This window comes from Treponema sp. R80B11-R83G3, from assembly GCF_054786115.1.
In genome coordinates this window covers 1-4,252 of sequence record NZ_BDHF01000121.1, presented here as the reverse complement: position 1 = coordinate 4,252, position 4,252 = coordinate 1, and the positions used below count along the sequence as shown (strand labels likewise).

The following is a 4,252-nucleotide window of genomic DNA, read 5'->3' as shown; positions in this document are numbered from 1 at the left end:
AAAAGTCTACCACTAGGGGTAAAGAACGAGAGAGGCGCATTAATTGTGTCACTTATAAAGTGAATAGGTAATTTACATTTCTTGCCTTAGTAAATCAATATATGCTATAATAACCCATGACCGAAAATGAACGCCTTGAGCAGCTTAAATCCATTGTCTCCAATTTTTCGGCAAATATCGCCGAGTATAAAAGCGGTCAATATGACGAGTCCAAAACAAGAACCGACTTCATCAATAAACTTTTTAACCTGCTTGATTGGGACGTGGAAAACAATCAAGGCTTTTCGGAAATTTATCGTGACGTAGTGCCGGAAGACAAAGTAAAAATAGAAGGCACTCTAAAAGCCCCCGATTACAGTTTCAGGATAGGCGGTATAAGGAAATTTTTTGTCGAAGCAAAAAAACCATCGGTCAATATTAAAGAAGCCGCAGAACCTGCTTTTCAGGTACGGCGTTATGCCTACACCGCCAAACTGCCGCTTTCAATTTTAACCAATTTTGAAGAATTTGCCATCTACGATACTCGGATAAAACCTGATAAAAATGATAAAGCAAGCGTAGCCCGTATAGATTATTTTACATTTAAAGAATATGAGCAGAAATTTGATTTTCTATACAATACATTTTCAAAGAACGCTATTAACAAAGGCAGTTTTGACAAATACGTCACAGATAACAAAAATAAAAAAGGCACATCGGAAGTGGATACCGAACTGCTTGCCCTTGTCGAAGATTGGCGTATGGCATTGGCAAAAAACATCGCTATAAATAATCCCACTCTTTCCATTTACAACCTTAATACGACAGTACAAAGAATAATAGACCGCATTGTGTTTTTGCGTATTGCCGAAGACAGGGGCATTGAAGATGAAAATATCCTTCTTACAGTCTCAAAAACAACTAACATATACGAAAAATTAAATCTGCTTTTTACAAAAGCAAACGTTAAATATAACTCAGGGCTTTTTGCTTATGAAGAATGGTTAGAAAAAATTATTATTGAGGATAAAATATTATCTAATATTATCGTTAATTTATATTACCCTGAATGTCCCTATGAATTTTCCGTACTGCCCATAGAAATTCTTGGCAGTATTTACGAGCGTTTTCTTGGCAGTACCATTCATTACCGTAAAATTAAAGGCGACACTCATACAGCGGTTGTTGAACAAAAACCCGAAGTAAAGAAAGCAGGCGGAGTATATTACACGCCACAGTACATAGTTGATTACATCGTTCAAAATACTGTTGGAGAGAAAATAAAGAATAAAAAGCCGGAAGAAATAGTCGCTATTAAGATTTGCGACCCTGCCTGTGGTTCAGGTTCTTTCCTTGTTGGTGCGTATCAGTACTTATTGAATTATCACCTTGATTATTACACGCAGGAAAAGAATGTAAAAACATCGCAGAAAAACAAAAAAATATTTGAAGCAGGACATAATACATATAGGCTAACAATAGATGAAAAACAGCGTATTCTTACCAATAATATTTTTGGTGTTGACATTGATAATCAGGCGGTTGAAGTAACAAAATTATCCTTATATCTAAAACTATTGGAGGGCGAAAGCAGAGAAAGTTCAGAGCAATTATTTAAGTATTCAGACATGGCACTACTTCCTTCTCTTGAAGATAATATAAAATGCGGCAACAGTCTTATTGGAACGGACTTTTACGCCCAACTTGAATTGACAGATGATGATCGTATCAAAATTAATTGTTTTGATTGGGATAAGGACGGCTTCCCAGAGATTTTCAAAAATGGGGGTTTTGATGTTGTGATTGGTAATCCACCATATGTATTTACAAGAGATGTTGATTGGTCTGACGATGTAAAAAATTATTATTGGAATAAATTTTACATCACTAAAAATGATAAAAATACTAGAAAGAACCAGTCAGGTAAAATAAATCTTTACATTCTTTTTTTATTAAAATCAACAGAATTACTTAATAAGACAGGTTTATTTTCGTTTATTATTCCTAATAGCTTATTAAGAACAACTACCTATGATACAACAAGGAAATTTATTTTAGAAAGAACAACTATTGAAAGAATTGTTGATCTAAAAGAAGGGGTTTTTGACGGTGTTACAGCATCAACAATAATTTTGAATTTGATTAACAATACTATTTCAAGAGATACTTTAATTATAGACGCTAATTATAAAAATGATGGTTTTATTGATGAAACAAAACAAACTAAAGTTAATCAACATAATTTCCTTAATAATGTAAGTTACGCTTTTAGTATTTTCGTTAATCCAGAAGAACAAGAATTAATCAATAAACTTAATAAATCTAATTTCTTTTTAAGAGATATAATAATTGACATAATTGAAGGGATTGTTGCACACAAAGAGTTAATTAGTCAAACTGCTATTAATAAAAAGTATAAACCTATGCTTGAAGGAAAAGATATAAAAAAATATATTATTAATTTTGGTAATAATTATATTTTATTTGATAAAGAAAAAATTCACAGAACTAGACCTAATTACGTATGGGAAGCTGAAACTAAAATTGTAATTCAAAGAATTAGCGGTGGTAAATCGCCTTTAGTAGCGGCAATTGATAAAGAAAAATATTTATCATTTGCTTCAACAAATATATTATTAATAAATGAAAATATGCTTTCTAGTTATTCATACAATTTAATTTGTGCATTATTAAACAGTAAACTTTGGAATTTTTATTATAGCAAATCATTTAGTAATAGTAGTAATTTGACGGTTAATATCTCAAAAACATATTTAGAAATGTTACCGCTTCCTCGCCAAATAGATATTTCCAAACATGACGCTATTGTTTCGCTAGTAGATAAAATAATTGGTCTCAAACAAAAAGAAGCCAAAGAGCCAAACCAACAATCAAGAACTATGATTTCAAGGCAGATTGTCGGCATAGAGCAAGCAATAGATACAGCGGTATATCAACTGTATAATTTGACTAATGATGAGATTAAGGTGGTAGAGGGAAAGAATGAGTAATAATGATTATATTAATAATTTACGTACTCTTGACTTTCAGTTAGAAGAACGTGATTACTCATCTGTTTATATTGTAGATAGACAAATTGAATATATTTCTCGAAACGAGTCTCCTTATATTATTGTAGCATTGGATAAAGCAAAAGAATTTGATGTTGATGCCGTGTATTTTCGTTTTTTTGACGACGGACGCCCCCCATTGGCTCAAATATACATATATGATAATATATTAAGAAATCGAACTCAGGAAGATTATAATACGATTCATCGTGCTGTATGGAGTGGTTGTGAGATACCACTTTACATGATCGTTAATCAAAGAGAAATTAAAGTTTTTGACAGTCGCAAACCTGTTGATATTATTGATGACAAAATTATAACAAACCCCATAGACATTATTTATTTAGATATTCAAAATGATGTTCTGAAAAAATATCGTGCTCAATTATTTAATAATGGAGCATTTTGGGAAACTGATACCGCAAAAAATCATTTTTTGTATAGTACAGGCGCTGCTGAACGGTTACTTAATAGTTTAAGAGAAGTAAGGTATGAATTTAAGCGATTGATAGGAAAAAAGCAATCAGAACTGTCTGACCGTTTATTGATAATGTGTATTTTAATCAAATATTTAGAAGAGAATGGAATAGATTCTGAAACGGGAAATAATCTTGCTCAAGATTATTTTTATAAAGAAACTGGTTTTAGATCATTAACAGAAATATTACGCAATAATAAGTTAACTGAACTTTTAAAATCATTGTCAGAACATTTCAATGGTGGAATATTTTCAATGACTGATAAAATGAATCCATATAAAATTGTTTATGATGATATAATAAAATTAAAACAAAATAAATTAGCAGTTTTTTTTGAAGCAGGTTCAAATGAAAATCTTTTTGGATGGACAGAATATTCTTTTGAACATATACCCATTGAACTCATCAGCAATTTGTATGAGGAATTTTTACCTAGAGAAAAAAATCGAAAGGGAAAGGATAAGGATACTCCTAAAAATGGAGCGGTTTATACTCCTTCTTTTTTGGTAAATCTTTTAATTGATGAATGTTTACCGTTGAATTTTAAAGATACAAATGAAAATATAAAATTGATTGATCCTGCTTGTGGCTCAGGTATTTTTTTGGTAATTGCATTTAAACGCTTAGTTCAACGATGGAGAATAAAAAACAGACATAATGGCAAATTAGCTGACCCTAAACCTGAAATACTAAAACAAATATTAAAAAACAATATTTTTGGTA

Annotated in this window: 2 protein-coding genes; both read left to right on the top strand. The window is 31.1% G+C overall.

Annotated elements, in window-relative coordinates; genetic code table 11:
- Positions 1 to 116: 116 nt before the first annotated feature.
- Positions 117 to 2,990 carry an Eco57I restriction-modification methylase domain-containing protein gene (locus tag ACYVRH_RS11340; protein WP_461257026.1) on the top strand — a complete coding sequence of 958 codons (2,874 nt, stop codon included), beginning with the start codon at positions 117 to 119 and terminating at the stop codon, positions 2,988 to 2,990.
- On the top strand, positions 2,983 to 4,252 hold a 1,270-nt coding region (locus tag ACYVRH_RS11335; protein WP_461257025.1), incomplete at its 3' end, for an N-6 DNA methylase. The genes ACYVRH_RS11340 and ACYVRH_RS11335, both read left to right, overlap by 8 nt.